At 69.3% G+C, this 25,160-nt stretch carries 23 protein-coding genes and 1 tRNA gene; 7 read left to right on the top strand and 17 right to left on the bottom strand.

The genetic code is table 11. The features are described 5' to 3' along the window. Positions 1 to 2: 2 nt before the first annotated feature. From LOK44_RS20310 to LOK44_RS20295, 4 genes are read left to right on the top strand one after another with little or no spacing between them, the layout of a single operon-like run. Positions 3 to 1,121: an ABC transporter ATP-binding protein gene (locus LOK44_RS20310; protein WP_237571906.1), complete on the top strand. Its 1,119-nt coding sequence runs from the start codon at positions 3 to 5 to the stop codon at positions 1,119 to 1,121. Continuing rightward, positions 1,118 to 1,777 carry an ABC transporter permease gene (locus LOK44_RS20305; protein WP_237571905.1) on the top strand — a complete coding sequence of 220 codons (660 nt, stop codon included), beginning with the start codon at positions 1,118 to 1,120 and terminating at the stop codon, positions 1,775 to 1,777. Before LOK44_RS20310 ends, LOK44_RS20305 begins: the two co-directional genes overlap by 4 nt. Beyond that, a complete protein-coding gene (locus LOK44_RS20300) occupies positions 1,774 to 2,568 on the top strand; it encodes an ABC transporter permease (RefSeq protein ID WP_237571904.1) in 795 nt (264 codons plus the stop codon). The genes LOK44_RS20305 and LOK44_RS20300 overlap by 4 nt, the downstream gene beginning before the upstream one ends. After that, positions 2,565 to 3,164, top strand: a complete 600-nt coding sequence (locus tag LOK44_RS20295) for a putative glycolipid-binding domain-containing protein (RefSeq protein ID WP_237571903.1) — start codon at positions 2,565 to 2,567, stop codon at positions 3,162 to 3,164. The genes LOK44_RS20300 and LOK44_RS20295 overlap by 4 nt, the downstream gene beginning before the upstream one ends. Here LOK44_RS20295 and LOK44_RS20290 read toward each other — a convergent pair. Next, entirely contained in the window at positions 3,127 to 4,098 is a 972-nt protein-coding gene (locus LOK44_RS20290; protein ID WP_237571902.1) for a prephenate dehydrogenase, read from the bottom strand. The two genes, LOK44_RS20295 and LOK44_RS20290, sit on opposite strands and share 38 nt — an antisense overlap. Before the next feature lie 93 nt (positions 4,099 to 4,191). Here LOK44_RS20290 and LOK44_RS20285 point away from each other — a divergent pair, with 93 nt between their 5' ends. The 3 genes from LOK44_RS20285 to LOK44_RS20275 all read left to right on the top strand — a co-directional run bounded on the left by LOK44_RS20285 (position 4,192) and on the right by LOK44_RS20275 (position 5,367). Continuing rightward, positions 4,192 to 4,710, top strand: coding sequence for a tRNA adenosine deaminase-associated protein (locus tag LOK44_RS20285; protein WP_237571901.1), 519 nt, complete (start codon positions 4,192 to 4,194; stop codon positions 4,708 to 4,710). Between the two features lie 2 nt (positions 4,711 to 4,712). Continuing rightward, entirely contained in the window at positions 4,713 to 5,162 is a 450-nt protein-coding gene (locus LOK44_RS20280) for a nucleoside deaminase (protein WP_237572113.1), read from the top strand. 114 nt (positions 5,163 to 5,276) lie between these two features. Further along, positions 5,277 to 5,367: transfer RNA gene (locus LOK44_RS20275), tRNA-Ser, on the top strand. A 126-nt stretch (positions 5,368 to 5,493) separates the two neighbouring features. Here LOK44_RS20275 and LOK44_RS20270 read toward each other — a convergent pair. The 16 genes from LOK44_RS20270 to LOK44_RS20195 form a co-directional block, all read right to left on the bottom strand. After that, the gene (locus LOK44_RS20270) at positions 5,494 to 7,029 is read right to left on the bottom strand and encodes a hypothetical protein (RefSeq protein WP_237571900.1); all 1,536 of its coding nucleotides are present in this window, start codon (positions 7,027 to 7,029) and stop codon (positions 5,494 to 5,496) included. Positions 7,030 to 7,368: 339 nt separating this feature from the next. Continuing rightward, a complete protein-coding gene (locus tag LOK44_RS20265; protein WP_237571899.1) occupies positions 7,369 to 8,214 on the bottom strand; it encodes an alpha/beta fold hydrolase in 846 nt (281 codons plus the stop codon). A 19-nt stretch (positions 8,215 to 8,233) separates the two neighbouring features. Further along, positions 8,234 to 8,992: an SDR family oxidoreductase gene (locus LOK44_RS20260; protein WP_237571898.1), complete on the bottom strand. Its 759-nt coding sequence runs from the start codon at positions 8,990 to 8,992 to the stop codon at positions 8,234 to 8,236. Between the two features lie 93 nt (positions 8,993 to 9,085). Further along, on the bottom strand, positions 9,086 to 10,285 hold the full coding sequence (locus tag LOK44_RS20255; RefSeq protein WP_237571897.1) for a lipase family protein: 1,200 nt from the start codon (positions 10,283 to 10,285) through the stop codon (positions 9,086 to 9,088). A 1-nt stretch (position 10,286) separates the two neighbouring features. Then, a complete protein-coding gene (locus tag LOK44_RS20250) occupies positions 10,287 to 11,534 on the bottom strand; it encodes a hypothetical protein (RefSeq protein ID WP_237571896.1) in 1,248 nt (415 codons plus the stop codon). Further along, the gene (locus tag LOK44_RS20245) at positions 11,521 to 12,630 is read right to left on the bottom strand and encodes a glycosyltransferase (RefSeq protein WP_237571895.1); all 1,110 of its coding nucleotides are present in this window, start codon (positions 12,628 to 12,630) and stop codon (positions 11,521 to 11,523) included. The genes LOK44_RS20250 and LOK44_RS20245 overlap by 14 nt, the downstream gene beginning before the upstream one ends. Further along, on the bottom strand, positions 12,627 to 13,871 hold the full coding sequence (locus LOK44_RS20240; RefSeq protein ID WP_237571894.1) for a YveK family protein: 1,245 nt from the start codon (positions 13,869 to 13,871) through the stop codon (positions 12,627 to 12,629). The genes LOK44_RS20245 and LOK44_RS20240 overlap by 4 nt, the downstream gene beginning before the upstream one ends. Positions 13,872 to 13,995: 124 nt before the next feature. Then, entirely contained in the window at positions 13,996 to 15,090 is a 1,095-nt protein-coding gene (locus LOK44_RS20235) for a glycoside hydrolase 5 family protein (RefSeq protein WP_237571893.1), read from the bottom strand. Then, a complete protein-coding gene (locus LOK44_RS20230) occupies positions 15,074 to 16,156 on the bottom strand; it encodes a glycosyltransferase family 4 protein (RefSeq protein WP_237571892.1) in 1,083 nt (360 codons plus the stop codon). Before LOK44_RS20230 ends, LOK44_RS20235 begins: the two co-directional genes overlap by 17 nt. Beyond that, positions 16,153 to 17,652, bottom strand: coding sequence for a flippase (locus LOK44_RS20225; protein WP_237571891.1), 1,500 nt, complete (start codon positions 17,650 to 17,652; stop codon positions 16,153 to 16,155). The genes LOK44_RS20230 and LOK44_RS20225 overlap by 4 nt, the downstream gene beginning before the upstream one ends. Next, positions 17,649 to 18,704, bottom strand: coding sequence for a glycosyltransferase (locus LOK44_RS20220; protein ID WP_237571890.1), 1,056 nt, complete (start codon positions 18,702 to 18,704; stop codon positions 17,649 to 17,651). Before LOK44_RS20220 ends, LOK44_RS20225 begins: the two co-directional genes overlap by 4 nt. Further along, the gene (locus LOK44_RS20215) at positions 18,614 to 19,981 is read right to left on the bottom strand and encodes an O-antigen ligase family protein (protein ID WP_237571889.1); all 1,368 of its coding nucleotides are present in this window, start codon (positions 19,979 to 19,981) and stop codon (positions 18,614 to 18,616) included. Before LOK44_RS20215 ends, LOK44_RS20220 begins: the two co-directional genes overlap by 91 nt. Before the next feature lie 10 nt (positions 19,982 to 19,991). Beyond that, positions 19,992 to 21,476, bottom strand: coding sequence for a sugar transferase (locus tag LOK44_RS20210; protein ID WP_249783899.1), 1,485 nt, complete (start codon positions 21,474 to 21,476; stop codon positions 19,992 to 19,994). Positions 21,477 to 21,640: 164 nt separating this feature from the next. Beyond that, positions 21,641 to 22,336 carry a GAF domain-containing protein gene (locus LOK44_RS20205; protein WP_237571887.1) on the bottom strand — a complete coding sequence of 232 codons (696 nt, stop codon included), beginning with the start codon at positions 22,334 to 22,336 and terminating at the stop codon, positions 21,641 to 21,643. Between the two features lie 51 nt (positions 22,337 to 22,387). Continuing rightward, entirely contained in the window at positions 22,388 to 23,899 is a 1,512-nt protein-coding gene (locus LOK44_RS20200; protein ID WP_237571886.1) for an alpha/beta hydrolase family protein, read from the bottom strand. Positions 23,900 to 24,283: 384 nt separating this feature from the next. Further along, entirely contained in the window at positions 24,284 to 25,135 is an 852-nt protein-coding gene (locus LOK44_RS20195) for a helix-turn-helix transcriptional regulator (protein ID WP_237571885.1), read from the bottom strand. Between the last annotated feature and the right edge of the window lie 25 nt (positions 25,136 to 25,160).

Here is a 25,160-nt window from a genome sequence, read left to right as displayed (position 1 = left end):
GCGTGATCTCGTTCGAGAACGTCACCAAGACGTACCCCGACGGCACGGTCGCCGTGGACGACCTCACTCTGACCGTGCCCGAGGGCACGCTCACGGTGTTCGTCGGTCCATCGGGATGTGGCAAGACCACGTCCATGCGCATGATCAACCGGATGATCGACCCGACGTCGGGCACGCTGACCGTCGACGGCAACGACGTCACCAAGGTCGACGCCGTCAAGCTCCGTCTCGGCATCGGGTACGTCATCCAGAGCGCAGGCTTGATGCCGCACCTTCGGGTGATCGACAACGTGGCTACGGTCCCGGTGCTGATGGGCGAGTCACGGCGGAACGCCCGCAAGAATGCCCGCGACGTCATGGAGCGGGTGGGGCTCGATCCCAAGCTGGCCAACCGGTACCCGGCGCAGCTCTCAGGCGGACAACAGCAGCGCGTCGGCGTGGCGCGCGCACTGGCCGCCGACCCGCCGATCCTGTTGATGGACGAGCCCTTCAGTGCGGTCGACCCGGTGGTGCGCGAGGAACTGCAGACCGAGATCCTGCGACTGCAGAGCGAACTGCGCAAGACCATCGTCTTCGTCACCCACGACATCGACGAGGCGCTCAAGCTCGGCGACAAGGTCGCGGTGTTCGGCCGCGGCGGCGTGCTGCTGCAGTACGACGCACCCGCCCGGCTGCTGTCGAACCCGGCCAGCGACGACGTGGCCGGCTTCATCGGCGCCGATCGCGGCTACCGCGGCCTGCAGTTCACCGATGCCAGGGACCTCCCGCTGCACGACGTGCGCACCGTCGGTGAGCCGGGTGTCGACGCGCTCGACCTGAAGCCGGGTGAGTGGGCTCTGGTCATCCGGCCCGACGGGTCGCCGTACGCGTGGATCGACGCCAGCGGCGTGGGTCTGCACCGGCACGGAAAGTCGCTGTACGACAGCACGATTGCCGGTGGCTCCCTCTTCGTGCCGGGTGGTTCGCTGCGGCTGGCGCTCGACGCCGCGCTGTCGTCGCCGTCGGGCCTTGGAGTGGCCGTCGACGCCAACAAACAGGTGATCGGCGGGGTCCGGGCCGACGACGTACTCGCTGCACTCAAGAACCGCCCGCGCGACCACTGGGGTGAGCAGACCGCGTGAACTATCTGCTCACCCATCTCGACGACGCGTGGGAGCTGACGCTCATCCACCTGTGGTTGTCGCTGCTCCCACTGCTGCTCGGGTTGGTGATCGCGGTGCCGCTGGGTGCGTTCGTGCAACGGACGAGGGCGCTGCGGCGGATCACGACGATCACGGCGAGCATCATCTTCACCATCCCGTCGCTCGCCCTGTTCGTCGTCCTGCCGCTCGTCATCCCGACTCGAATCCTCGACCAGGCCAACGTCATCGTGGCGCTCACGCTGTACACGGTCGCGCTGCTCGTGCGGGCGGTGCCAGAGGCGCTCGACGCGCTTCCGCCCGCCGTGCTCGACGCGGCCACCGCCGTCGGTTACACGCCACTGAAGCGAATCATCAAGGTGGAGTTGCCGCTCGCCGTCCCGGTGCTCGTCGCCAGTTTGCGCGTCGTCGCCGTCACCAACATCTCCATGGTGTCGGTGGGCTCGGTGATCGGCATCGGCGGCCTCGGCACCTGGTTCACCGAGGGCTACCAGGCCGACAAGAGCGATCAGATCATCGCGGGCATCATCGCCATCTTCGTCCTCGCGATCGTGATCGACACGCTCATCATGTTGGCAGGCAAGCTCGCCACACCGTGGGTGCGGACCGACCGCAAGGCGAAGGCGGGTGCCCGGTGAACTTCCTCTCCCAGGCGCTGTCGTACATCTTCACCGCCGCGAACTGGGCGGGCCCTGCGGGAATCGGCGCACGCATCGTCGAGCACCTCGAGTACACCGCGATCGCGGTGCTCTTCTCGGCGCTCATCGCGATCCCGATCGGCATGGCGATCGGTCACACCGGGCGCGGCACCTTCTTCGTGGTCACCGGTGTGAACGCCTTGCGCGCGCTACCGACGCTCGGCGTCCTGCTGCTCGGCGTGCTGCTGTGGGGTCTCGGGCTGATCCCTCCGACCGTGGCGCTGATGCTGCTCGGCATCCCGCCACTGCTGGCTGGCACGTACTCCGGTATCGCCAACGTCGACCGCGCGGTGGTGGACGCCGCCCGGTCGATGGGCATGACCGAGATGCAGGTGCTGCTGCGCGTCGAGGTGCGCAACGCCCTGCCGCTCATCCTCAGCGGGCTCCGGACGGCGACGCTGCAGATCGTCGCCACGGCGACCGTCGCCGCGTACGCCAGCCTCGGCGGACTCGGCAGGTACCTCATCGACGGCATCAAGGTCAGGGAGTTCTACCTGGCGCTCGTCGGTGCGCTGATGGTCACGGCGCTCGCCCTCATCCTGGACGCGCTGCTGGCATTCGCGGTGTGGGCGGCCGAACCGGGCGCGGACCGCTTCCGTCGTTCGGGCGACCTGCCGCAGCCGTTCCTGAGCGACGAGATCGCACTGTCGAACGCGAGTTCGTCTCGATCTGGAGCCAGTTCACCAGCTCGCTACGAACGCGAGGGTCCGTCGCCTACGGTAGAGGGGTGAGTGCAGCAGACCGCTCCGAGGAGACCCCAGGCCCCTGGCCGTCCGTGCTGACGTGGCGTGCCCACGACTGCACCCGGATGGAGTCGGTCCGGGTTCAAGTGTCGGGCAACCGCATCAAGGCGTATGGCCGCATCGTCGCCGCCGCGTCGGACACGCATCCCGCGTTCAGCGCGTCGTACGACCTCGTCACCAACGACGCAGGCGCCACCAAGCGGCTGTCGGTGACGGTGACGTTGGCCGAACGCGAGCGCCAACTGTCGATCGCCCGTGATGAAGAGAACATGTGGCTGGTCCAGGACCATCAGAATCAGACGAAGCGCTCGGCGTTCGAGACCGCGCTGGACGTCGACGTGGCGTTCAGTCCGTTCTTCAACGCCCTGCCGATCCGCCGCACCGGCGTGCACCGCAGTGGCGAGTCGGTGTCGCTGCCGGTGGTCTACGTCCGCCTGCCCGACCTGACCGTCGAACTCGAGACCATCAGCTATGCGAGCGTCGACGGCGCCATCGAACTGTCGTCGCCGTTGGCGAACACCGCCATCAGCGTCGACGACGACGGCTTCATCCTGGACTACCCAGGACTGGCAGAGCGGATCTGATCACCCCGCCGGCCCGCCCGGCTGCGGCGAGTTCGTCGCGCCAGTCGGGGGCGCCGATCGTCGTCGCCAGGATCTGCGGCCTGCTGAAGCTGTCGTAGCGCATCCGGGCCGCGTGGCCGGTTTCGACGAGTTCGGCCACCGATCCCGACCCGGCCAGGCTGGCGCGCGCCCTCGTCAGCAGGTCGATGGCCTGGTCCAACGACCCGAGCAGCTGCTCGGAGTTCGCCTCGCACATCGCGCGCACCAGGTCGGGTGCGGTGGCCGCGACCCGCGTGCCGTCCCGGAAGGAACCGGCGGCCAGCGCGAACGCGAGCGGCACGTGGCCTGCTGTGGCGGCCAGCGCCTCGGCCAGCAGGTGCGGCAGGTGCGAGATGGCGGCGGCCGCGGCGTCGTGCTCGTCGGATCGCGCGGGCACCACGAAGGAGCCGCAGGCCAACGCCAAGTGCATGACCGTCGCCCACACCGACGGATCCACGCCGTCGTCGACGCTGAGCACCCACGGAGCGCCCACGAAGAGTTCTGCGTCGCCCGCCGCCCAACCGGAGTGCGCCGTGCCGGCCATCGGATGGCCACCGACGAAGCGCTCGGCGAGACCGTGCTTGCGCACTGCCTGTAGGACAGCGCCTTTGACGCTGGTGACGTCGGTCAGCGCGCAGTCGGGTGCCGTGCTGCGGATGTGGTCGAGCATGATGGGCAGCGCAGGCATCGGCACGGCCAGCACGATCAGCGCGTCACTCCGAGCGGCGCGATCCAGTACGCCGTCGAGGGAGTTGGAGGCGTCGAAGCCGTCGAAGCGCGCGGCCTCGACCCCGTCCATGGACCGGTTGTAGCCAAACGCGTCCAAGCCGGCGGCCTTGGCGGCCCGCATCAGTGATCCGCCGATCAATCCCAAGCCGAGTACGCAGACCTGCGGTCCGCTCCGTGGACTCCCCATGAATCTAGGTTGGCATACGGCCTCGCCGAGGTGGCGCAGGGCTTGGCCTTCACCGCTGGTCAAAGGGCGTCGTCGAGGACTAGCGTCTAGCTCATGGGAGCACAGCGTGCGCAGGCGCAGAACCAGGCCGCAGACCTCCCCGACGGCTTCGGCATCGCCGTCGTTCGCGAGAATGGCAAGTGGCGTTGTACGTCGATGGCACGCGCAGCGTTGACGAGCCTCAAGGCCGCTGAGACGGAGCTGCGCGAGATGCGCAGCGCCGGAGCGGTCTTCGGGCTCCTCGACATCGACGACGAGTTCTTCGTGATCGTCCGGCCAGCGCCCGCGGGCACCCGGCTGTTCCTGTCCGACGCCACCGCGGCCCTGGACTACGACATCGCCGAAGAGGTGCTTCGCAAGCTCGATGCGAACATGGATCTCGACGACCTCGAGGACGAGGACCCGTTCGAGGAAGGCGACCTCGGTCTGCTGTCCGACCTCGGGTTGTCCGACAGCGTGTTGAGCATCATCCTCTCCGACGACGAGTACGCCGACGAGCAGCTCGGCCGCATCGCCCAGGAGATGGGCTTCGCCGACGAACTGGCGGCGGTGCTCGACAAACTCGATCGTTGACCCTGACCGACGAGCAGGCCATTCGCCTCGCGCTCGATGCCGCCTCGGCGGCAGGGCCGGCCGACGTGCCGATCGGGGCGGTCGTGTTCGGTCCCGACGGTGCCGAATTGGCCCGGGCCGCCAACGCCCGAGAGGAACTGGGCGACCCGACCGCGCACGCCGAGATCATCGCGATGCGCGCCGCGGCCAAGGCGTTGGGCGACGGGTGGCGACTCGAGGGCACGACCCTGGCGGTGACCGTCGAACCCTGCACGATGTGCGCAGGGGCGCTGGTGATGGCCCGCGTCGCGCGGGTGGTGTTCGGGGCGTGGGAGCCGAAGACCGGTGCGGTCGGGTCGCTGTGGGACGTGGTCCGGGACCGGCGGCTCACCCATCGTCCGGAGGTCCGGGGTGGGGTGTTGGCGCAGGAGTGCGCCGCGCCGCTCGAGGCGTTCTTCGCGCGGATGCGGTGACGCAGCTTTCTCCGCCGAGACTGCTGCCAGATCGCGAAATCGGCGTCAAGAGCGATCTCCCCGCAGTCTGGACGCGATTAGGGGCGCGGCCCGGTTGCCGGTAAGCTGCCACACGGTGGCGTGTCCGAGCGGCCTAAGGAGCACGCCTCGAAAGCGTGTGACGGGTAACCCCCGTCCGAGGGTTCAAATCCCTCCGCCACCGCCATAACCGCCCCGCTGCCACGGCAGTCAGGGGCGGTTTTCTTTGGCCGACGAATCTTGGCGCCAGTGGCCCAAACGGAGAACGGCCCCCTCGTCGCCGAGGGGGCCGTTCGTCACATCGTTTCCGTGCTTACTCGTCGCCACCCGAGCTGTCGGAGTCGCTGCCGCCGGACTTGTCGCTGTCCGAGGAGGTGCTATCGGAACCACTGCCGGAGGCGTCGCCGGCCGTGGCGTCGCTGCCCGAGGCGGCGTTGCCACCCGATGCGGTGCCGCCGGCGGTGCTGCCCCCCGTGCTACCCGAGGTGCCGGTGCCCGTCCCGCTGTCGGTTGCCTTGATGTCGGATTTGTCGCCGCCCCAGGTACTGGTGGGCTTGTTGCTGCCCGATTCGGTCTCGGTCTCGTCGGAAACCGGTGTGACAGCCGGGGTCTCGTCCACAGGCGTCTCGGTGGCAGGCGTCTCGACCGCGGGGGTCTCGACGGCAACCGGCTCGGCAGCTGAGGTCTCGACGGCAGGGGTCTCGACAACCGGTGCGGTGGCGCCGGTCTCGGTCTCCGTGGTTTCGGAGACCACGGGTGCCGTCTCGCTGGCATCGGCGGCCGGAGCCTCGACCGAGATCAGCGACGCGCTGGCGGCCGGGATGTCGGTCGGCGACGTCGTCGTCAGTGCCGCGGTCGTGACCGTCGGCGCCGCGGGAGGTGCCACCGATGCGTTGAGCGCGGTGAAGATCGCGTTCGGCAGATCGTTCAGGAAGTAGTCCAGCGGACCATTCGGGCTGAGCAATCCCTGGAACAGCGAGCGCGTCGGGAAGTTCGGCACGTAGCCGTTGACGAAGGCGTTGGCCACCTTGATCGGCATGTTGATCAGCTCGCTGAGAGCCGTGCCGAAGTCGCCGACGACGACCGAGGCGCGCACGGCGTCGAGGATCTCCGCCACCTGGAGCGTCGCGGTGATCGGCGCGACGAACAGCGCGCGGGTCAGGCCCGAGAACACGCCGCGGGTAAGCAGCGAGTCCAGTACGTTGGCCACGATCTGCCCACCGGGCAGTGCTGCCGCGATGTCACCGGGGATGCTGAAGATCGGCACCAGCGGGTTGCCGGGCCGCTCGATCAGTCGCACCAGGAAGTAGATGTTCAGCTCGCTGAACGCCTCGACGAACTGACCGGTGCGCAGGAAGTTGAACGCGTTGGTCAGCGTGGCGGGCAGCAGCTCCAGCGAATCCTGCAGCGCAGCGTTCGAGCCTGCGGTGGCGTTGCCGATGATCGAACCGAAGTTCGTGTTGAAGTTGGCGAGCTGAGCCAGTAGTGGCCCGGGGTTCGTGGCGTTGGCCGCGATGAAGTTCGCGATCTGCGCGTAGACGGCCGGGTTGGTCAGGGCTGCTGCCGCGTTGCCGGTCACACCCGCCGACGCGGTGGTGAGCGCACCGAGGTTGTTGAACGTGTTGGCGATCGTCTGCTGCAGCGTGACCAGCGGGTTGGTGAACGCGGCCAGCTCGACGGCACGCTGCTCGATGAGTTCGGGCAGCGCCGGCGTCACGGGTGTGACGACGAGAGCGCCTGCACTCGCCATCGCGACGCTGGCCACCATCATCTTGGTGCGGCTAGTCGGCGTCGTGCGGCTCGGCGAGTAGTCGCGAGCCGGCGAGTCGGCAGGTAGGGCTAATTGCACGGTGTCTCCTGTGGTGCGGGTGGGTTACCTGTGTGGCTCGTGAAGATTAGCTGAGGGTTACCTAATAAACAATAGGTACGCCTTGCCTAACTAAGGCGACCCTTGCCGGTGAACGCCACGATCTTGACGCGACGTCCAATGGGCCGACTCCGCAGGTGAGGCGTCAGATCTGGCCCGCCCTCGGAAACCGCCGCCGTGCCGGCCACGAAAATTGCGCGCGCGTCACTCGGCGCCCCCGCGAGACCTCGTCGCGAGCGGTGCCCAAACCGGTGTCCTAGGACCCCCGGCAAAATGGACGAGCCCGAACCGTGCTGGGGTCAAGCGAACCCGCGACGGTCCTCAGAGCCGCCCGAGGAAGTCGCCCGTGAGCCGTGCGACGAGATCCGGTTGCTCGTCGAGCGGAAAGTGACCCGCGTCGATGACGTGTGCCTCGGCGGCCGGCACGTCGCGCTGATAGGCCGCGACCTCCTCCACGCGGAACGACGGGTCGTAGCGACCCCACACCACCAGCAGTGGCGGCTGGGTGTCGCGCAACCACTGCTGCCATGCCGGGTACGACGCGACGTTGGTGCGGTAGTCGAAGAAGAGATCGGTCTGAATGTCTTGTTGCCCAGGCTGATTCAAGAACGCGAGTTCGTCGGTCCACAGGTCGGGGTCATAGCCTTCGGGACGAGGACTGTTGCCGACGTGACGCTGACGCGTTGCGGCGGGGGAGAAGAAGTTGGCCCGTAGCGCATCTTCGTGAGCGGCCCTGTCTGCCCAGAACGCCCGGCGCGTCTCCCAGAGGGGGCCGAGGCCGTCCTCGTGACTGACCGCGTTCTGCACGACGAGTGCGCTGACCCGTTCTGGCCGGCGGACGGCCAGACGCATGCCGACGGGCCCGCCATAGTCCTGCACCACCAGCGCGTACCGCCCGAGGCCGACCACCTCGGTGAACTGCTCGACGACGTCGGCGACGTGGTCGAAGGTGTACTCGAAGTCCGTCGGCCAGGCGCTGTGCCCGAAGCCCGGATAGTCGGGGGCGATCAGCCGGAAGCGATCGGCGAGCCGGTCCATCAGCGGCTGCCACATCCGCGACGACGACGGGAAGCCGTGCAGGAGGAGTAGTGCGGGAGCGTCCGCGGGCCCGGCCTCGCGATAGAACACGTCGATGCCGTCGACGTCGACGGTGCGGTAGGTCGTCACGACGCCAATCTTCCCGGAGCTACGGGCGCTTGACGCCCCGACGGATGCGCGGTGCCAACTGCACGACCTCCGGCACGACGCTGGGGTTCGCGACGGCCGCCATCACCAGCGACACCAGGGTGTTCGCCACGTCCTGCAACTGCGACATCTGCTCGGGCAGCTGGCCGTGCTCGACCCACGACTTCATCAACTGGGACAGCAGCTCCCGGTCGGCGCCGCGGAGGATCTCGGTGTCCTGCGTCGGACCGATCCCGACGCGCACGATGGACAGCTCGGGATGCTCGTTGCGCCAGGCGAGCAGGATCTCGTCGAGCGCGGCCTTGCTCGCACCGTAGGCCGCGACGCCCGCCCTGGGACGGCCGACGTCGTTGTTGGAGGCGACCAGCACGACGCCGTCCTCCGACAGGTGCGGCAACGCCGCGCGCAGCACGTTGTTGGCACCGACTGTGTTCACGGTGAACGCGTGCATCCACGTCACGACGTCGGTGTCCTCGATGTGGGCGAACGGGATGACGGTGCTGGTGAACACCACGGCGTCGAGCCCGCCGAGCGCCACGGCCGCCGCATCGACGACCGGACCGATCGAGGCGGTGTCGGCCACGTCCAGTTCGAACGCGAACCCGCCGATCGCCGTCGCCAGTTCGTTCAGTAGGTCCATCCGCCGTGCGGCGACCGCCACCTTGGCGCCCAGTGACGCCGCGCTGGTCGCGACGGCATGCCCGATGCCCGACGAGGCTCCGACGACCAGTAGACGGAGTCCGGCTTGTTCACCACTCACTGCAGACCATCCTCGAGGATCGCGGGCACTGTTCACCGTCACATTAGAGTGTCGACCAAGGATTGCCTTACATGGCCGGTGAAAAGTGTCACGTCAGGGTGGCGGACACGTGCTCGTCGGAGGCAGGCCGGCGAACCTCGCACTGGTCCACTCAGCAGGCACGGCGCCGAGATCCAACTGACCGTGGCCCTGGCCCGGCGCCACCACGGTGTCGACCACGTCGCCCATCCCGCAGGCACGCGCCACGGCCGCCGCGGTCCACGCGGGCAGCACCACCCGATCCTCGTCGCCGTAGGCCACGAGCATCGGTGCGCTCGCCCGCTGCCGGGGCAGCGCGTCGTCACCGAGGATCCGTCGCAGCACGTCTGCCGCCTCCGGACTGGACGGGGTGAAGTCACTCGTCGGCGCAGCCTGAGCGATCGAACCCTTCACCTCGGAGTTCTCGTTCTCGCATCCGGCGAACGCGTTCATCCGTTCGAGCATCGTGCCGTGCAGGTAGTCCTCGATGCGCAGCTCGGGGTGAGCAGCCCGAAGCCCGCGCAGGATGCTCGGCATCAGGACGCGCTGCTCGACGGTGAGCGTGCCGTCGACCATCGCATCGACCAGCGGCCGCAGGTCGGTGGGAGCCGCGACGCTGATCGAGCCGACCAGGTTCAGGCCCGAGCCGTATTCGGCGGCCAGCTCGTTGGCCGCCCAGACCGCCTGTCCGCCTTGCGAGACGCCGTATCCCACCCATGAGGTCGAGGCCTCGGGTACGGCCTCCCGTGCGGCCCGCACCGCATCGATCACGTTGTAGGCGGCCGACTTCGGTTCGAGGTAGGGATGCGGACCGGGCGTGCCCAGGCCCTGGTAGTCCGACATGGTGACCAGGAAGCCGTACGTCAGGAACGCCGCGACGGTACCTGCGTTGCCCATCAACCCGGGGTAGGCCGACGGTGCGCAGCTGCTGCCGAGCCCGGCCGTCGGATGACCTATGGAGGCCACCGGCCAGCCGCCCTCGGGTGCATCGCCATTGGGCACGAACACCACGCCGGACACCGTGGTGGCAGACCCGTCGATCCCGGAGGTGGACTGGTAGCGGACCTTCATCGCGCGCTGCGACAACCGGTCGAGCGCAGGGAAGACGGGCAGCGGGCTCGGTTCGCCGAGCAGGGTTCCGCGTGCCCCGATCGGCGCGGCGGACGGCGTCGTCTCGGGTGACGGGTCGGAGGTGCAGCCCGACACGGCCAGCGCCAGTGCGATCAGCAGCGCGGCCACCGACCGGCCGTGGTGCCTGCCCGCGTGGCCGGTCACGTCAGTGCTTGGCGGCCAGCAGTGTGCCCAGCGGATCACTGCACATCCGGGTCAGCGCAGCGTCGATGAGATCGGGCTCGACGACTGCGCTGCAGAACGTCGCGGTGAAGGTGCGCCCGCCTGCGAGTTCACTGATGAGGAGGGTGACCGCATCCGGTCCGTCGGGCTCCAGGTACGCGGCCAGTTGGGGAGGCCGGTCGCCGGCCGCCCACGTCACGTGATCGAAGGATGGCAGGCGGCCGAGATCGCTGACGGACAAGCGGATTCGGCCGGACGCGTCGTACGTCGACGGCAACAGACCCGTCTCGCCCCTGCCGATCAGCGACTTGGCCGCGGCCATCAGCAGCACCACGATCGGCCACCCGGAGTCGTAGACGCGGCGCACCAGCGCGGCGATCTCCGCGGGGGAGGCGGACAACGGCAGGCGGATCGGCATGGCCACCGCGAAGTTGCCTTGGGATTGCTGGAACTCGGGCGCGAGGTAGCGCCTGCAGTTCATCAGCACCATGAACCGGTCGTCGATCCGCGCCCCGGCGGCACGCAGCGCTGCCCGCCAGAGCGCGAGGGTCACCGAGGCGGTGGTGGCACCGGGCGCGTTCGCCTTCGCCCAGGAGCGTACGTCGGCCACCGCCGAGGGCGGCAGATACGCAGTGGCGCTTCGGTTGTGTTCCTGCCACCCCTCGATCGACCGGGTGGGCCGATCGCCGGCGTCGGGCTTGTTCTCGGCGCGCAGGCGGGCGATGTCGCGCGTCGCCCCGGGGTGGGCGCGGAAGTGCCGCAAAGCCGCACGCCGCGTGGCCCCCGGTGGAAGGCCCTGCGCGAGCGATGCCGACCGCGCCTCGTCGAGATCGCCGCTCAACGCAGACAGCAGCGCAACCCCGAACTGCCCATCGCCGATCCCGTGCGAGTAGTCCACGACGACGTGGTCGCCGGTGATCAGCGCATCGAGTGGTCGCTGCGGGCCCGGTTGATGCCGGACCGTGGTCAGCAGTGCGCCCAGGTCCGCCGTCGGCAGGTCGTCGAAGTGGCGCACGCACTGACCGACGCCGTTGTCACCGAACCACTTTCGATCGGTCGGCGACGGCTGCAGTGCGAGCCGGGCCCGCGGGTGTGCCTCCGCTGCCGTCAGCACTGCGCGCGCGCGGTCGACGTCGAGGCCAGCCACGGGACCGACGGTGGCAACGGTGCGACTCGGGGCGAGCGCCCGGTCGAGCACCGTCGAGCGGTACCAGCGGTCAGACGGCGGCATCGACGACCTCTTGCATCCGACGGCGGAAGGTGTCGCGGGAGAAGCCCTCCGCCCAGGCGCGGATTCGCGTCGCGTCGAACTGCGCCGGGTCGAAATCGCGCATGACGGAAGCGAAGCCGTCGGCGACCTGCCGGTCCGAACCCTCGGCCACGTGCAGTCCCGTGACGCCCGGTACGACGGTGTCGACGGCACCGCCTTCGTCGAGGGCAATCACCGGTGTGCCGGTGGCCATCGACTCGACGGGCACGATGCCGAAGTCCTCGACGCCGGGCATCAGCAGGGCACGGGTGCGGCGGTGCAGGTCCAGCAGCTGCTCGTGCGGGACACGGCCCAGGAACGTCGTCTTGGGCCCAGCGATCTCGCGGCACGCCTTCATGGCGCGGCCGTCGCCGGCGACCACGAGCGGAACGTCGGCCAGCCGCGCTGCCTCGATAGCCAGATCGGGCCGCTTGTAGGCCACCAGACGGCCGGCGAGCAGGAAGAAGTCCTCGCGTTCGATGCCGGGGTCGGGCGTGAACCCGTGGGTGTCGACGGGTGGGTGCACCACCACCGCCTCGCGGTTCCACCACTCCGAGATGCGTTGCGCCACCGCCGAGGAGTTCGCGACGACGGTGTGCAGCCGCGGGGCCGCCTTCGTCTCGCCGCGGCGGGCGATCGCCGCCAGCCCGGTCAGGATGGCCGCCCCCAGCGCTCCGCCGCCCTCACCCGCGCGCAGCGAGGCATCCCACGCCCAGCGGGCGGGGCTGTGCACGTAGCCGATGACTGGTGCGTCGGTTGCGAACACCGACTGGGTGGCGAAGGCGTGATGGCTGGCGATCACGGCTTGCACGTCACCGATCGGGAGTCGCCGAAAGACGCTCGGCATCAACGGCATCACCGGCGCGTAGGACTTCTCCCGCAGCACGCGGTGGTAGATCGGATTGAGCCACGTCGCATTCGGGGGCCGGCTCAGCCCGGGGGAGACGCCTTCCGGCCGGACGATGCTGGCGTAGACCTCGGCGTCGGGCCACTGCAGCGCCAGCTGCTCGACGACGTGCTCGGACCCCGCCACTTCCGTGAAGCGTTCGTGGACGATGGCGATGCGCTCAGCGGTCATGGTGTTGGGCCTGATTCAGTTCGGTGGTCTCGGTCGGGGACGCCTCGGGCGAGGGCTTCGCGTGGCGCCGGTCGTGCCGGCGCGCGTTGCAGCACCAGGTTTCGCGGCACGCGCAGGTCCGCCAACTGGCGCAGTGCGCGTTCGGCTGCCGCGCGGTCGGTTCCGGTGACGGACACCACTACGACGGCGGTGCCCGCGGCCCCGGCATTCACCCGCTGCCACCACGGGCTGGCCAGCGGCGCGTCGAACAGCGTGCGGAACCGACCGCGGTCGGCATCTCGAGCCGTGGTGAGTGACGGTGGCGCGGCGGCGTGTTCGCCGACGAGGAGCAGTGCGGGTCTGCCGTCGCGGATGGCCTGCACCAGCTTGGCCGACGTCAGCGGGTCGAGTTCTCCGGCAGGCACCGAGGACGGGTCGAAGTGTGCGCCGTAGCGCCGCGCGACCCGCCTCGCCCAGGTTCGGTTGGGCTTCTTCCCGATCCGGCTGCGCCACGCCACGATGAGTTCGGCGACGACGATCAGGGTCACCACACCCGCGACGAGCCCTTCGGACACGGGTTGTGGCGATACCGGCGACGTGTCCTGGGCGGGGCTCGCCAGCAGCGTCAGCGTGTCGCCACCAGAGTTCTGCAACGTCGCCAATTGTCCTCGGAGTTCGGCGAGTTGGCGGTCCGACTCGGGCCTGGCCGGGTCCTCGGGCAGCAGCGTCGCGTTGCGCGCCTCCTCGGCACCGATGGACGCCTGTATCTGGTCGAGCTGCGCGCTGATCTCGCGACTGTGGTTGGCGAACGCGGCCTGGCTGACCGTCACGACCATGGACCGGGCGATCTGCTCGGCGAGTTCGGGTGAACCGGCCGTCGCCGTGAAGACGAGGATCTGCGGCGCCGGTCCCTTGGACAACTCGACGTGCTCGCTCAGCGTCTGGGCGTCCCAGTCCGTGTCCACCTCGGAGAGCACCTGGTCGAGCACCGTGGTGTCCTGGGCGAGACCCATGAACGGAGCGCGCATCTGCTCGACGAACGCGTCACCGGGCACCAGTTCGCCCGATGGCGTGATCTCGGTGACCAGATTGGCGGCATACTCCTTCTCGGCGAACATCGTTCGCAAGGCGAAGACGAGCCCGCCGACGATCAGTGCGACGACCAGCGCGGGCACCAGTGCGCGTGCGAACTCGCGCAGGTGTCCTGCCAAGTCGACGGGCGGCGGTACGTCACCCCGGTGCACCGGGTCCTCCACGGTCACCAACCGGACTCCTTCGGTTGCCCGGGCGCAGTATTGCGACCCGAGGTGTCGTCGACGTGGGATCCCGATGCTACCGAGATCGTCCGCGGGATATGGCTAACCGCATGGATCGGTTCGCAAACTCTCACGTGCCCGCCTCCCCGAACCCGCGGACCACGTCGTAGGCGGGTTTTGGAGTGAAGTCGCGCCGCAGGATGCCGAAGTTCTGTTCGGTGTCGCCTGCGTCGGATCCACTGTCGCGCATGCCGTACACGTATGCGGCACCGATCCACGGCGTGTTCTCCGCGACCGCGAGCAACTGACGCAACGTGTCGGCCTGTACCGCGTCGGACACCGCGCGTCGGCCGGTTCCGGTCGGTGCACCGCACTCGGTGATCCACATCGTCTTCGACGAGTCGCCGCCGTCGACCATCACGGTGCGCATGTCCCACATCCGCTGCGCGGTGTTCCACTCCGCCGTGCTGGGATCGTCGGGCAGTGCGGGGTAGGTGTACGGGTGGATCGCGAACGCGTCGAAGTACCGGTTCGAGCCGTTCGCGTACAGCCCCCGTAGGAACGTCAGGGGCGCGATGTCGCGACCGTTGTCCTCGGCCGGTGCCAGCCCGCCCGACAGGATCGTCGCGTCCGGGTCGATGGCCTTGATCGCGCGGTAGGTGGCGGCGAGCAACAGGCCGTACCGGGCCGGATCGGGCTTGGGCCTGAAGTAGTTGACGGTGTTCGGCTCGTTCCACACCTCCCACACCGAGATGCGGGATCCGTAGCGCCGCGCCGCCGCGGCCGCGAACGCCGCGAAGGACTCGGGGTCGGTCGGGGCGAAGTATCCGCCGCTGGCATCGGGATGGTCCGACGCCCAGTCGGGAGCGTAGGTGACGAGGCCGAGCGGGCAGAGGCCACGGGCACTGACCGCGTCGACCACCCTGTCGACGTCGGACCAGTCCATGCTGCCCTGCCGGGGTTCGACACGGGTCCAGTCGACGTCGATGCGCATCGACCACATCCCCGCCGCCGTCACGCGATCCAGCAGCGTCGCCAGGTCGTCGTCGGACATGGTGAGGACGTCGGAGCCCTGTGCGGCGCCGACGCGTCCCTTGGCCGTGGCGGCGCGACAGTCCGACGCGTCGTCGGCCCGCGCGACGGTCAGCAGCAAGAGGCCGACGACCATGGCCAGCCCGAGACCCAGTGCCAGCGCCGCGCGCCGGAGATCAGGACGCCAGCGCATGCAGCATCGCCGGGATGGTCGCGTTGACGTCGTGGTGGGCGGCGACGTACGCACGTGCCGCGTCGCCTACCGAGCTGCGCAGTTCGGCGTCGTCGAGCACCCGCTGGATCGCGGCCGCGAGCGCCACCGGATCTCCGGGTGGGTACGGCACACCCGCACCGCCTGCGAGGAACTCGCTGGTGCCGCCGTGGTCGCTGCCCACCACGGGCAGCCCGTGGGACATCGCCTCGAGGACGTTGAGCGGACCGGCCTCGGGGAGCACGCTGGCGGACACCACGACGTCCCACCCTGCCATCGCGGCCGCCGGGTCGACGTGGCCTAGAAAGCGCACCCGCCCCGCCAGGTCGGGGGCGGTGGCTCGCGCTTCGAGTTCGGAGACGTAGCCTGCGTCGCCCGGGAAGCTGCCCCCGGCCAGCTCGAGTTCGACGTGGGGCAGCCGCGCGACGGCATCGAGCAGTACGCGGTGGCCCTTCCACGGCGTCAGCAGGGCGAGCATGCCGACAACCGGCGGCGAGTGCAGTTCGCCGCCGAGGCGGGGCACCGGCCACGACACCCCGTTGTGGGCGACCACGACGGGAAAGCCCATGGCGCGCAACGGGTCTCCGGTCGCCTCGGACACCGCGACGGCCTTGCGGATCGCGGGCTTGCCGATGGTCGTGACGGCCCGCTGCTTGCCGTTCACCACCGTGTCGTGCACCAGCCAGGACGCGCTGGACCGACCGCCGCCGATGCGGACCGCGGGCAGCGCGAACAGGGAGTTGACGATGGTGACGGTGCCACCGCGACGCATCAGCGGCCGCAGGATCCGGCCTGCCCGGACCCAGCGCCCCAGCAGTCGACCCGCGCCGACGACGCGGGCCGCGCCCGACTCGCCGCCCAGACCCAGCGGCGGCAGCTCGACGTGCGTCACGGCGTCGGGTAGCCGGTCGGCCAGCGGGCCGGTCGGGCAGGCGACCGTGATGGGCCGTCCCTCGCCGACGGCTGCCGCGACGAGGCGCAGCAGCACCTTCTCCGCTCCGGACACGTTGCCGGTGTGCGCGACGAACAGCAGAGCCGAATCGGTCACGTCGACTTCCTCCGCACGGGCAGCGGAACTCCCACCAGCAGGCGCAGCGCGTAGGCCAGGCCGACCAGAACGGCCACCGCGACCACGGACACCAGCGGCCACAGCCCGGGGAGGCGGTCCACCACGGCGGTGCCCGCCGCCGACAGCACCACGACGAGTGCGACGAGCACCGAGAGCTGTCGTAGCGGTAGCAGCCCACCGACGGGCAGCGTCCGGTGGATGACGACCCACAGCAGGGTCACCGCCACGGCCCACGTGACCACCGTCGAAATCGCCGCGCCGTCGTAGGACAGTCGCGGGATCAGGACCAGGTTCAGCGCGACGTTGACGGTGAGGCCCACCACGGCGACCCACGGGTAGCTGCGCTGCTTGCCAGCCGCGGTGAGCAGGAAGATGCCGAGGATGATCAGCGCGGTGAGTGCGGCCCCGACCACCAGCAGGCGCGCGGCCGAGGCCGATGGCGCGAAGCGCTCGCCGTACAGGAGCCGGATGAGCGGCTCGGCCGACGGCCAGAACGCCACCACGCAGACGGCGCCACCGAGGCCGAACAACGTTGCCGCGGTGCGCGTCCGCTCCCGGAAGGCATCGAGGTCCGCAGGCCACGCGGCCACCAGCAGCGTGCTGATCGGCGCGGCCGCCGCGAGCGCGAAGGTGTCGATGACGTCGGAGAACTTGTAGCCGATCGAATAGAGGCCGACGGCGTCGTAGGTGTCCATGAGGCTCAGCATCAGGATGTCGATCTTCATCATCGCGACGGTGAGCGCGAAGCCGATCGCCAGCGGAACCGCCTCGACCAGCATGGGCTTCCACCGCCGCACGTCCAGATGGCGCGACGGGTGGATGCCGACGGAGTCGCGAGTCACGCCGAAGCCCTTGACCACGAGCTTGAACAGTTCGTTGGCGACGACGGGAAGCACGAAGATCAGCAGGGCCGGGGCGAAGACCGCCGCGGCGATGGTGAGCGCGAGTTGCAGTACCTGTCCCAGGCTTTCGGCCACGGCGACCAGGAACATGCGGTGCCTGCTCTGGAACAGCACCGTCAGCGCATGGCTGGGCGTGGCCAGCACCACCACGAGACCCGCCACGGCGGTGGCCACGACGACCTCGGTGGGGTAGCGCAGCAGCACCACGTAGCCGACGGCGAAGACGTAGCCGACCAGGCCGAGCACGGTGCGCAGGGCGATGAACGACGATGCCGTACGGACGATTTCGTCGCGGTCGGCACCGATCAGGTGGGCGAGCACCACGCGGCCGACGCCGAGATCGGTGACGATCGACATGACGCCGAGCAGCGCGAAGACGAAGCTGAACTGACCCCATTCCTCCGACGAGAGGGAGCGGGCGACGACCACGCTGCCCACCCAACCCAGCGCGGCCACGACGACGCGGCTGGCCAGGACCACCATCGTGGCGCGCGCGGCAGCCCGGGGATCGGCGGCGACCTCGCGGTAGTCGGTGACCGGCTCGGCGCCCTCGGCGATCGGGTCGTCGGTCACAGGGGCGCCCCGGCATTGCGGCAGGCCTTGATGGACAGTTCCGTCGTGCGGCGCCACGTCATCGCAGCGGCGGCCTGCAAGGCCCTGGTACGCAACCCGTCTCGCGCAGCGGAGTCGCACAGCAGCGGACGCATCGCCGCCACCCAGTCGGCCGGGCGCGACGACTTCGCCAGGACGGCACCGTCACCCACCACCTGTGGCAGCGCACCCACTGCACTGGCCACCACCGCGGCACCGCACGCCATGGCCTCCACCGGGGGTAGTCCGAACCCCTCGTACTTCGAGGCGTAGGCCGTGATCGTGGCCATGTGGTACAGCGCAGGAAGGTCTTCGACGTCGACGTAGCCCAGCCCGACCGCCGTGCGAGGCGCGGCGGGTCCGGTGGATCCGGCGCCCGCAAGCACGCAGGGAACGTCGAGCGCGGCGGCGGCCTCGGCGACCAGTGCCACGTCCTTGCGCGGTTCGACGGTGCCCACCTGCAGGACGAACCGCTCGGGTAGGCCGTACTTCGCCCGCACCCCGGCGACCACGTTCGCCTCCGGTGGCCGCGCCCAGGACGCGGGGGCCAGTTCGACCACGGCGGAGTCGCGGCCGCTGATCGCCTTGATGCGTTCGGCGGTGAACTGAGACACCGCGAGCAGCAGATCGGCCTTGCGCAGCGCATGAGCGACGAGTCGCCGCTCGCCTGCGGCGCGGATCCGGGTCGATGCCGACGGCATGTCGAACACCGACATGTCGTGCACAGTCGCCACCGTGAACGCGCGGGTGGCTACGGGTAGGTCGACGTCGAGCGCGTGGAAGGCGTTGCAGGAGTAGGTCGGCACGCCGCCGAGGACGGCACGGACGGCGCCCGAGGACACCGGCCGCGGCAACGGGCGCACCTCGCTGGGCAGGTCGTCGACGGCGTCGCGCTGCACGACGGCAGCGATCTCGGCGTCGGGCAGGAGCGCGGGAACCTCCCTCAGATACTCGCGGATGTAGGTCTGTACCCCGCTGCCGCCGGGCCGGAGAGCGAGCGCTCCGTAGACGCATCGTGCTGCGCTGCTGCGCATCCAATCACCCCCAAGAAGAGCCAGAAGTAGACGTCGATCGGGAAGATCTCGAGATAGGTGGCGACCAGACTGGCCACCATGCCGGCGATCAGCGATGCGCTGATACCCAGTGCGAGCGCGCCGTCGCGACCGGGCAGCGTCCATGCCAGACGCGTCGTCCACGTCACCGCGGTGATGAAGATCGCCAGCACCAGCCACAGCCCGACCGGGCCGAGTTCGAGCAGCATCTTCACGTAGTAGTTGTCGGGCTGATAGTTCGTCGACACGCCGCTGAACGTCACGCCCTGCGCGGTCGACATCCGGTCCGCCGCAGCCCCGCTCGCGCCGAGGCCCAGTCCGACCGGGTGCACCAGGATGCTGTCGATGATGTCGCTCCACCCGGCGCCCCGTTCCCCGAGGCTGCTCGACGACAGGAACACCCGGGAGATGGACGGCACGAACGGGATGACCACCGCGACGGCCACGGCGCCCACCGCCAACGGCAGGAACAATGATCGGAATCGCAACACGGCCAGCCACAGCATGCCGACGACGAGCCCGAGGATGGCGGCGCGCACGATGGAGCTGGCCATCGCGACGACCATGATCGGCGACAGCGACAGGAACACCAGGTTGCGCCGGCGCCAGGGCTCGGCGAGCGCGACGGCGCCGCCCACGAGCAGTGCGAGCATCACGTACAGCCCGAACGGGAACGGCTGGACGAAGGTGCTGAACGTTCTGAGCAGTCCGCCCGAGGTTCTGACCTCACGGCCGTACTCGTAGCCGAGTGACACCAAAGTTCCTGGGCCCACGATCAATTGGCCGATGCCGACGAAGGACGTCAGCACCGCCATCCCCATCAGGATGCTGACGAAGTGGTCGCGGTCGCGGGCGTCGAACGGGGCGAACCACATGACGGCCACTACGGCGACGAAGAAGAACGTCACCTTGATGGCGAACAGGCCGAACCAGCCGAAGACCACGATCGCCGAGATGCTCCCGACGACCAGCCACAGCGCGGCGGCCGGCCACCAGGGCAGGTGCAGGGGTGCTCGGCGGTGGGGTACGGGCGTGCGGGCGCGCCGGAGCCACGCGCACACCGCGGTGAGGATCAGCAGGCCTTCCTTCCAGCCCGCCGCGATCCCGGGCAGCGGGAGGATGCCGAGCAGGCCGTGCAGCGGTGTGAGCGCGGCCAGGATCAGAAGTCCGCGTTGCGGTCTGCGGTAGATCGCGGCGGTGGTGAACACTGCGATGGCGGCCGCGACCGTGCCCAGGACGAGCAGCACGAGCAGGGTCATGGCGTCGCGCTCAGTCCTCGGCGCGCTTCAGCACCGCGCGCACGGTGAGGAACAGGATCTTGACGTCGAGCCAGATCGACCAGTTCTCGATGTAGTAGTTGTCCCACTCGGCGCGGTCGGCGATCGACGTCTGACCGCGTAGACCGTGCACCTGCGCCCACCCCGTGACGCCGGCCTTGACCCGGTGACGTTCGCCGTAGCGGCGGATCTGCGCCTCGAACAGTGCGACGAACTCGGGCCGCTCGGGTCGGGGGCCCACCAGGCTCATGTCGCCCTTGATGACGTTGAGCAGCTGTGGCAGTTCGTCGAGCGACGTCTGCCGCATGATCTTGCCGATCCGGGTTCGGCGATCGATCCCCTCGACGCCGCCCGGTGCGGCGCCCGACTTCAGCTCGAACGCAGCGTCGGACTCCCGTGGCGGTCGCATCGAGCGGAACTTGTAGCAGTCGAAGACCTTGCCGTCGCGGCCCACTCGCTTCTGCTTGAAGAAGATCGGCCCGGGCGAACTGAGGCGCACCAACAGCGCAAGCCCGAGGAAGATCGGCGAAATCAGGATCAGCCCGATGGTGGTCAGCACCCGGTCGAAGAAGCCCTTGACCCAGAACTGCCAGCCGAGCGGGTTGACGTGCGGCAGCACCAGCAGGGGCAGGCCGCCGAGGTGTTCAACGCGCGCTCGGTTGCCGACCGCGTCGTGCAGTCGCGGTACGACCCAGACCCGCATGCCGAGGCGCTGTGCGGCGCGGACGGCCCCGACGATGTCGTCGAAGTGGACGTCGTCGCAGAATCCGACGATCAGCTCCTCCGCGTGCGTGGCGCGGGCGACGTCCTCGAGGTCGAGTGGAGCGCCGAGGTGGGGGACGTTCAGGAAATCCGGAAGATCGTCGCGCTCACGCGGAACGTAGGAACTTGCGCGCAATATGCCTACCGGCAGCAAACCGTATTCGGGCATTTGCTGCATGCGGGAGATGATTTGATGCGATATCGGTCCGTCGCCGATGACGAGAGTGGGCGCAGCGGAGCGAAAACGTTGGCGCAACATGCGTTGCAGGACGGCACGGACGAGTCTCGCGGCGGGCAGCAGCACCGCCGCGCACACCCAAATCCGGGCCACCACCTCGCCGGGCCTGCCCTCCGAGCCGGCGGCCAGCATGATGGTGAGCAGCACCAGCGTCGTCAGGGCGATCGACGTCTCGACCGGTCCGATCTCGTCGAGGAAGTTCCTGCGCAGGCTACGGCGGTACATCGCGTGCGACGCCAGCAGCGCGAGAACCATTGGCACGAACAGCCATGGCAGCGCTCCGACCAGCGCCTGGGTCTCACTGCCGCGGCCCAGTGCGAGGGCGGCGGCGACGGCCGCGACGGCTGCTGCCAGGTCGATGAGGATCGTGACGACCGTGTGCAGCGGGTCGCGACGGAGCAGGTCGGGCAGCGACCGCCTGGCGGCTTTGGGCTCGGGTACGACATCGGGGAGCCGGACGCCGGCGCGGGGTGACATTACGGGCGTAGCCACGGTGACCTACTTCACACAGCCATTCACGAGGTTGAAACTACCCCGTACCCGTGAAGATCATGCAGCAGTTTGCTCGGCGATTGTGCAAACCCGTATTCGCGAGGGTCCCGTAACATTTACGTTAGCGGTGAATAATGCGTCTCACCGCGCTATTTCGCGGAGAAGACGCGTTCGCTGACGATGTGCGCGAGGTCGTCCAAGATCTGCACGTGGCTGGTGCTCCACTGGTGCGGCTTGTCGTCCCACACGCACAACGTGCCGATGGCCAGGCCGGCCGGGTCGATCAGTGGGATGCCCGCGTAGGAGACCAGGGTGCCGTCGGTGACGGCCGGGTGGTCGTGCAGCATCGGGTGGGTGCGGGCGTCTTCGACCACCAGCGGCTCGCCCGTGGCGACGGCGTAACGGCACACCGAGCGGGACATCGGCGTCTCCCGCACCCCCTCGGGCAGGCCGAGGACGCTCTTGAAGAACTGGCGGTGGTCGTCGACCAACGAGATCGCCGCCGCGGACACACCAAGCGCCTCCACGGCCATGGACACGATCCGGTCGTAGGACGGGTCGGCATCGGAGTCGAGCAGGCCGGTGTCCTGCAACGCCTTCAGGCGGGCCGGATCGTCGAGCACGGGATGCAGGCTCGAGACGGTGCCGGTCGCGGTGTTCTCGGCGATGCGGGTCAGCAGGTCGAGCAGGACCCCGTGCTCCGGGTCGCCAGACGACTCGAGGTCGCTGCGCAATCGAGCGGCGACCGCTCGCTGTACGTAGACGTCGATCGACTCGCCGGCACGGGCGGCCTGCGCCCGCAGCGCGCGGTCGAGTTGCTCGTCGAAGCCGGGTAGCTCAGCCATGAGGACAAGATACGACCGCTCACCACGTCCCCGTGCCCGGCCTCCCGAACCTCACGCAGTTAGCCGGGTGAGCTGGGCGTCGGTTGCTGGCACCGCTGCCGGACCCGACGGGGCGAACTCCAGGATCTCCGCGAGCGCAGGTGCAGTGCCGATCACCGCGCCCCGTGCGGTGCCCTTGGGCGTCGGGATGATGATCGTCGCACCGGGCGTCAGGTCGTCGCCGACGTCCGTCCGTCCCTCGAACCAGTCGTCGAGCCAGCTGACCGCCAGTTCCTGCACTGCTGCCGGGTTCTGCGGCTGCGGGAAGCCTGCGGCGACGAAGGCTGCGAACTGGATCAGCGGGTTGCCGCCCTGCATCGAGTCCATGTGCACGCCGCCTTTGAGCACGACGCCGTTGAAGCGGTCGGGTCGTGCCGCCGACAGGGCCTGCTTCACGTTGCTCGACGCGTTCAGGTAGTTGGCGGGTGCGCCGATCTCGCGGATCGGTACGTAGTGTCCGGACGCCAGCTCGTATGCGTCGAGCTTCACCAGGGCGTCGGGCATCGTCGTTCCCAGCGGCACGCCGTCGAGCGTGATGACGCCGACCAAGTCGCGGGCGGCGCCGTTCTCGGCGAGGAACCCTGCGGCTCCCGCCACCAGGTGACCGCCCAGTGAGTGGCCTGCCATCGCGAACTTCGTAGGCAGCGCGGCTGTTTCAGGGTTCAGGCCGTAGCGCGTCGCGTATCCGGCTGCGATGGCGCTCTGGGTGAGCGCGGCACGGTCGCCGACGAACAGGTCGGCAATGGCCGACGCCATGCCCGATCCGCCGAGCCAGGCGTCGTCACCGGCGAACATGTTCGACGGCAGTGTCGGCGTCACCACGATGCTGTTCGTGCGGGAAGCGAGGTTCGCCGCGGTGTAGCTGTACATCGGACCCTGCGCGAGGAACCCGTGCTGCAGCAGGATCATTCGCGTCGGCGGGACGTCACCCTCCGGGTAGTACCAGTTCGCGGCGACGCGCTGCCCGGTGTTCAGCTCGATCGTCGAACTGCGCACGGTGACGGTGCTTCCCGGCGGTAGCACTGGAGGACCCTGAACCAGTGCCTCGAGCGCCTGCAACGTGTTGATCACTAGCGACCCGAGGTTGACTACCACGGATGCGATCACCGAGCCCACGACGTCGAGCAGCGACGGCGGGGACGGCGGCTTCACCGCGGTGATCGACTGCGTGACCCGGGCTGCCGGAGCCGGAGCGCTGTCCGTGACTGATTGCGCGGCAATGGGTGTCACCTCGACGGTCGGCTGCGCGGGCGTGGCGGGGGCGTCGGTGTCGCCGGTGTCATCACGTGATGACGCCACTGGGTCGGGCTCGGTGACCCGTGGCGGTGTGACGACCGAGTCGGGCTTCGTGGCGGGAGCGGTCGGGTCCGCCGGGGGAGTGGAGTCGTTCTTCGGTGCTTCCGGCGCCGGGGTCGCGACGTCGACCTCGGTTTCCGGGGTGGGTGCAGGCTCTGCGGGGGCTTCGGGCTCGGCGTCGTCGACGTCGGGCTCGGGTTCGGGCCCGACGTCGGGTTCGGAGTCCAACGCGTCCGGCTTGGTTTCGGGCTTGGTCGCGGTGTCCGGGTCCGATGCCTTCGGTGCCGAAGAACCAGCCGCCGAAGAACCAGCCGCCGAAGAACCAGCCGCCGAAGAACCAGCAGACGTCGACCCAGACGAGTCAGTCGACGAACTTTCCGCTGACGTTCCCTCGGAGCCGCCAGACTCGCCATCGGTATCGGCCCCCGCCACGCCGGCCCCGGCAAGCATCGCCGCCGACAGGCCCGCCGTGACGAGGCCTGTGCTCACCCAAACCGACAACTGCTCCACGCCGACCCCCTTTGGCCTCCCGGTCACGGCCCCGATCTTGACAGTGAACGCAGCGCCCGGTGGCGCTTTGATGGGGATCGGGCCCCGGGGCTCAGGCGATGGTCAGCCCGGGACGTCCATCCGCTGGGTTCCGACGACCGACAGCAATCGCATTGCCTCGTCGGATGGCGACCCGGGTTCGGCGGTGTAGACGACCACCCGCTGATCGCGGTCGGCGATGTCGAGCACGTCGCAACTGACCGACACCGGCCCCACCAGCGGGTGGTCGAAGGTCTTGCACAGCGTGGTCGCGGCGGTGACGTCGTGGTCGTCCCATAGTCGCGCGAACTCCGCACTCCCACTGCGCAGTTCGTCGATCAACTGCGCGGTCTCGGGGTCGTCGGGGTAGCGGACGACGGTCGCACGCAGGTGCAGCGCACAGGTGCGGGCGAACTCGTCGGCATCGGAGACGCCGTACAGCCGCCGCCCGTCGGGATGCTGCCCGAGGAACGCGCGGCGGGCGAGGTTGCGGTCGCGGCGCGACAGCGCGGAGAAGTCCTCCATCATCGCGCAGGCCAGGTCGTTCCAGGCGATCACCTCGTACGTCGCCGAGATCACGATCGCCGCCGCGTTCGGCAGCCGGTGCAGCAGGTCGAGGATGCTCTGCCGGACCTGGCGCGGCGGTCCGGGCGCGGCCGCGGGCTCCACGCCCGCGAGGCGGTGCAGGTACACGCGTTCGGCGTCGGTCAGGCGCAGTGCCCGCGCAAGCCCTCCGACCACCTCGCGCGACGGATGCGGGGCGCGGGCCTGCTCCAGCCGGGTGTAGTACTCGGTGGAGATGAACGCCAGATGGGCCACCTCGTCGCGGCGCAGACCGGGGGTGCGACGTCGCGGGCCTGCGGGGAGCCCGACGTCGGCGGGCGAGATGCGTTCGCGCCTGCTGCGCAGGAAGGCACCCAGTTCGCGTTTGTCCACGACTCCATTCTGCTGCGTCCCGACC

Source organism: Mycolicibacterium lacusdiani (assembly GCF_021916785.1).
Classification (GTDB): domain Bacteria; phylum Actinomycetota; class Actinomycetes; order Mycobacteriales; family Mycobacteriaceae; genus Mycobacterium; species Mycobacterium lacusdiani.
Note: the sequence above shows the minus strand (reverse complement) of the source record. Positions and strands in the feature narration are given on the sequence as shown.

Bases quoted from the DNA above. Each gene is read 5' to 3' on its own strand.
- LOK44_RS20290 (WP_237571902.1), bottom strand. From the start codon at position 4,098: ATGGGGAGTCCACGGAGCGGACCGCAGGTCTGCGTACTCGGCTTGGGA.
- LOK44_RS20285 (WP_237571901.1), top strand. From the start codon at position 4,192: ATGGGAGCACAGCGTGCGCAGGCGCAGAACCAGGCCGCAGACCTCCCC.
- LOK44_RS20250 (WP_237571896.1), bottom strand. From the start codon at position 11,534: ATGCCGCCGTCTGACCGCTGGTACCGCTCGACGGTGCTCGACCGGGCG.
- LOK44_RS20245 (WP_237571895.1), bottom strand. From the start codon at position 12,630: ATGACCGCTGAGCGCATCGCCATCGTCCACGAACGCTTCACGGAAGTG.
- LOK44_RS20235 (WP_237571893.1), bottom strand. From the start codon at position 15,090: ATGCGCTGGCGTCCTGATCTCCGGCGCGCGGCGCTGGCACTGGGTCTC.
- LOK44_RS20220 (WP_237571890.1), bottom strand. From the start codon at position 18,704: ATGCGCAGCAGCGCAGCACGATGCGTCTACGGAGCGCTCGCTCTCCGG.
- LOK44_RS20215 (WP_237571889.1), bottom strand. From the start codon at position 19,981: ATGACCCTGCTCGTGCTGCTCGTCCTGGGCACGGTCGCGGCCGCCATC.
- LOK44_RS20210 (WP_249783899.1), bottom strand. From the start codon at position 21,476: ATGTCACCCCGCGCCGGCGTCCGGCTCCCCGATGTCGTACCCGAGCCC.
- LOK44_RS20205 (WP_237571887.1), bottom strand. From the start codon at position 22,336: ATGGCTGAGCTACCCGGCTTCGACGAGCAACTCGACCGCGCGCTGCGG.